The following is a 3,182-nucleotide window of genomic DNA, read 5'->3' as shown; positions in this document are numbered from 1 at the left end:
ACCCGACCCGACCCGACCCGACCCGACCCGACCCGACCCGACCCGACCCGACCCGCGGAGCGCAGCGGCGCCGGACAGCCCCGCGCAGCGGTCAGCGGCTGGTGTCCAGGATCACGCGGGCCACGAGCGCGGGGTCGTCGTTCATCGGCACGTGGCCGCAGCCGGGCAGCCGGATCAGGCGGGCGTGGGGGATGGTCCGCTTGGCGCGGACGCCCTGGCGGCGCGGCAGGAGGCGGTCCCGGGTGCCCCAGGCGACGGTGACCGGGACCCCCGTGACGTCGTCGGTGAACCGGACGGCCGTACCGGCCCGCAGGGTTTCGGTGAACCCCGTGGCGTGCGCCAGGGCGAGCGTCTCGGCGACCACCGCGTCCGGTGAGCGCCGGGCCGGGCGGGCGTAGATCGTGCTGGTGAGCGCGGTGCGTCCGGCCGCCGTACGGGCCATCCGCCGCACCATGGGCTCGGGCAGCCGCCGCGCGGTGTGCCGCATGGTCCGCAACACGGTGAAGGCGTAGCGCCGCTCCGCCTGGGTCCAGAACCCCGCCGGGGAGATGACGGTCGCCGAGCGGACCAGCTTCTCGCGGGCCAGCTCCAGGGCGAGCAGCCCGCCCAGGGAGTTGCCCGCGACATGGGGCCGGTCCAGCCCCAGCGCCTCGCACAGCGCGCCCAGGACCGCACCGGTGGTGGGCAGGTCGTGGGGGAGCCCCTCCGGCAGGGAGGGGGAGGCGCCGAAGCCGGGGAGGTCCACCGCGATGACGTCCCGCTCGGTCGCGAGGATGTGCACCACCGGGTCCCACGCCTGCCGGTGATGCCCGATGCCGTGCAACAGGAGCAGCGGCTCGCCCGCGCCCACGCGCGCGTAGGCGACGCTCGCGCCGCGAGATCCGCGCGGGGTGGGGACCTCGAAGGAGACCATGGAGGCCGGGGCGGTGTCGGAGGCCATGTCTGCTCCTCGGCGGGTCGCTGACGAACACTCGGTGGACAGCTTGTCAGCAACTACTACTCACAGGTAGCCCACGTCGATATCGTCTGGACACGGCCCGGCGGGCCGGGATGGGATGGAACGGTGACCACCGACATCGCGACCGATCTCTTCGAGCGGCACCGCCCCGTCCTGTTCGGCGTGGCCTACCGCATGCTCGGGCGGGTGACCGACGCGGAGGACGCCGTCCAGGACGCCTGGCTGCGCTGGTCGGCCGCCGACCGCGCGGAGGTGCGCGAGCCGCGCGCCTACCTCGTACGGATCGTCACCCGGCTGGCCATCGACCGGCTCAACCAGATCCGCGCCCGCGACGAGGCCTACGTCGGACCCTGGCTGCCGGAGCCGTACGCCACCCACTTCGGGGAGAGCGCCCCGGACAGCGCCGAACGGGCCGTGCTCGCCGACACCGTGTCCCTGGCCGTCCTCGTCGTGCTGGAGTCGCTCTCGCCACTGGAGCGGGCGGTGTTCGTGCTGCGCGAGGCGTTCGGCTTCCCCTACGCGGAGATCGCGGTGATGCTCGACCGCGGCGAGCCCGCCGTGCGCCAGCTCGCCGGGCGGGCCCGCAGACATGTCGAGGAGCGCCGGCCGCGCTACGAGGTCGACCCGGTCCGGCGCCGTGAGCTGACCGAGCGATTTCTGGCCGCAGCCACAGAGGGTGATCTCGACGGCCTGATGGAGCTGCTCGCGCCGGATGTCCGGCTCGTCGGCGACAGCGGCGGCAAGGCGAAGGCGCCGCTACGCGTCCTGGAGAGCGCCGACAAGGTCGGCCGCTTCCTTGTCAGCGCTGGTCGGCAGAGCATTCCGGGCCTGACTTTCCGGTCGGTGGAACTGAACGCCGGGCCCGCTCTGCTCGTCCTCTCAGATGGCAAGCCCGACGCGGTCTTCCAGCTGGACATCGCGGGCGGGCGGATCCAGGCCGTCTACGTCATCCGTAATCCGGACAAACTCCGGTCGGTGGCCGACGTCTGAGTTCGCCTACGCCATCCCGACTAGGTAGGTTTCCTGACGGACGTTTGCCCGAATCTGTGGCCGGCCGCGGCGTCCCCGTCCCACGACGGGGACTTTGCTGCTACGTCACGAATGCGACCCTTTGCGAACGCGTCATGAACGCTCCGCTGCGGGAGCCGCCCACGGCACGCGGGGGACGGAGGATTGGTATTGACCAAGGGTTAAGGCAGCCTTATGGTCGCTCTTAGTGCAACAACCTTTAATAAACAAGGGCGCTTAAAACGCTGCCGGATCACGGCGATTGCGGAGGACAGGGTGGGGACCACGCAGCTGGAATCGGTACCGGAACCGAAATACTGGCATCTACGAACAGTGCTCACCGAGGCACTGGACTCCGAGTTCGCGGTGGGCGAGATCCTGCCCAATGAGCGCGACCTCGCCGCCCGCTTCGGTGTCGCCCGCGCGACCCTGCGGCAGGCACTCGAACAGCTCGAACTCGAAGGCAGGCTCCAGCGTCGCCGCGGGGTCGGCACGACGGTGGCGCCGCCGCGCATGGGCGTGGACGTCGGCACCGAGCAGCACACCTGGCCGGGCGCGGGGGAGGACGCCTGGCAGAGCGCCGACTGCACGCTCGCCGAGCCGCCCGCGACCGTCGCCGAGGCCCTGGAGACCGACCGCGCGGAGCCGGTGCACATCGTGCGCCGTACGCGGATGACGCACGGCCAGCCCGTCGCCGCCGAGCTGCTCTACATCCCACGGTCCTCGGTGCCCGAGCTGAGCGCCATAGACGCCCCCTCGGGGGCGGCACGCGCGCGTGCGGTGCTGCGCGAGTTGCAGCGCCTGGAGCTGGAGGGCGGCGAGAGCGCGGTGGAGCTGGGCTCGGCCGGCGCGGACGACGCCAAGGCACTCGACCGCCTCCCCGGCGCGCCGGTCCTGGTCGTCACCACCCGCTACCACGCCGACGGCCGCACGGCCGCGCTCTCCGTGGCCACGTACCGCGCGGACACCTGCCGGCTGACCTTCGGGGACTCGGGAGGCGTGGAGATCCATCAGGGGCCCGAGCGGAGGGCTTCCTGAGGGCTTCCTGTGAGCGGCTCAAGAACGGAACGGAGGCAGCGGCTGGGACCAGGGGCCCGGCCGCACACCTCCGGACGCTGGGGCGGAACGGACGACACCGCCTGAAGCACCGGACAAGAGCCGTGTGAGGTACCGAATCAGCACGCGCCCCGGGGAGCATTCCCCGGGGCTGGCTCTT

3 protein-coding genes are annotated in these 3,182 nt (G+C 72.2%); 2 read left to right on the top strand and 1 reads right to left on the bottom strand.

Translation table 11 applies throughout. The features are described from left to right. Nucleotides 1–91: 91 nt before the first annotated feature. Entirely contained in the window at nt 92–940 is an 849-nt protein-coding gene (locus tag ACFXAZ_RS39440; RefSeq protein WP_384601884.1) for an alpha/beta fold hydrolase, read from the bottom strand. A 123-nt stretch (nt 941–1,063) separates the two neighbouring features. On the opposite strand from ACFXAZ_RS39440, the gene ACFXAZ_RS39435 reads away from it, so the two are divergent. After that, nucleotides 1,064–1,948, top strand: coding sequence for an RNA polymerase sigma-70 factor (locus ACFXAZ_RS39435; protein ID WP_384601882.1), 885 nt, complete (start codon nt 1,064–1,066; stop codon nt 1,946–1,948). Between the two features lie 294 nt (nt 1,949–2,242). Beyond that, on the top strand, nt 2,243–3,004 hold the full coding sequence (locus tag ACFXAZ_RS39430; protein ID WP_384601878.1) for a GntR family transcriptional regulator: 762 nt from the start codon (nt 2,243–2,245) through the stop codon (nt 3,002–3,004). Nucleotides 3,005–3,182 lie beyond the last annotated feature (178 nt).

Origin of the sequence: Streptomyces sp. NPDC059477 (genome assembly GCF_042749375.1) — a bacterium.
Lineage (GTDB): Bacteria > Actinomycetota > Actinomycetes > Streptomycetales > Streptomycetaceae > Streptomyces.
The sequence above is the reverse complement of the archived record's forward strand: the minus strand, read 5'-3'. Positions and strand labels throughout refer to the sequence as shown.

What these genes read in the sequence shown, in the direction of transcription:
- ACFXAZ_RS39440 (WP_384601884.1), bottom strand. Translation starts at nt 940, where the DNA reads ATGGCCTCCGACACCGCCCCGGCCTCCATGGTCTCCTTCGAGGTCCCC.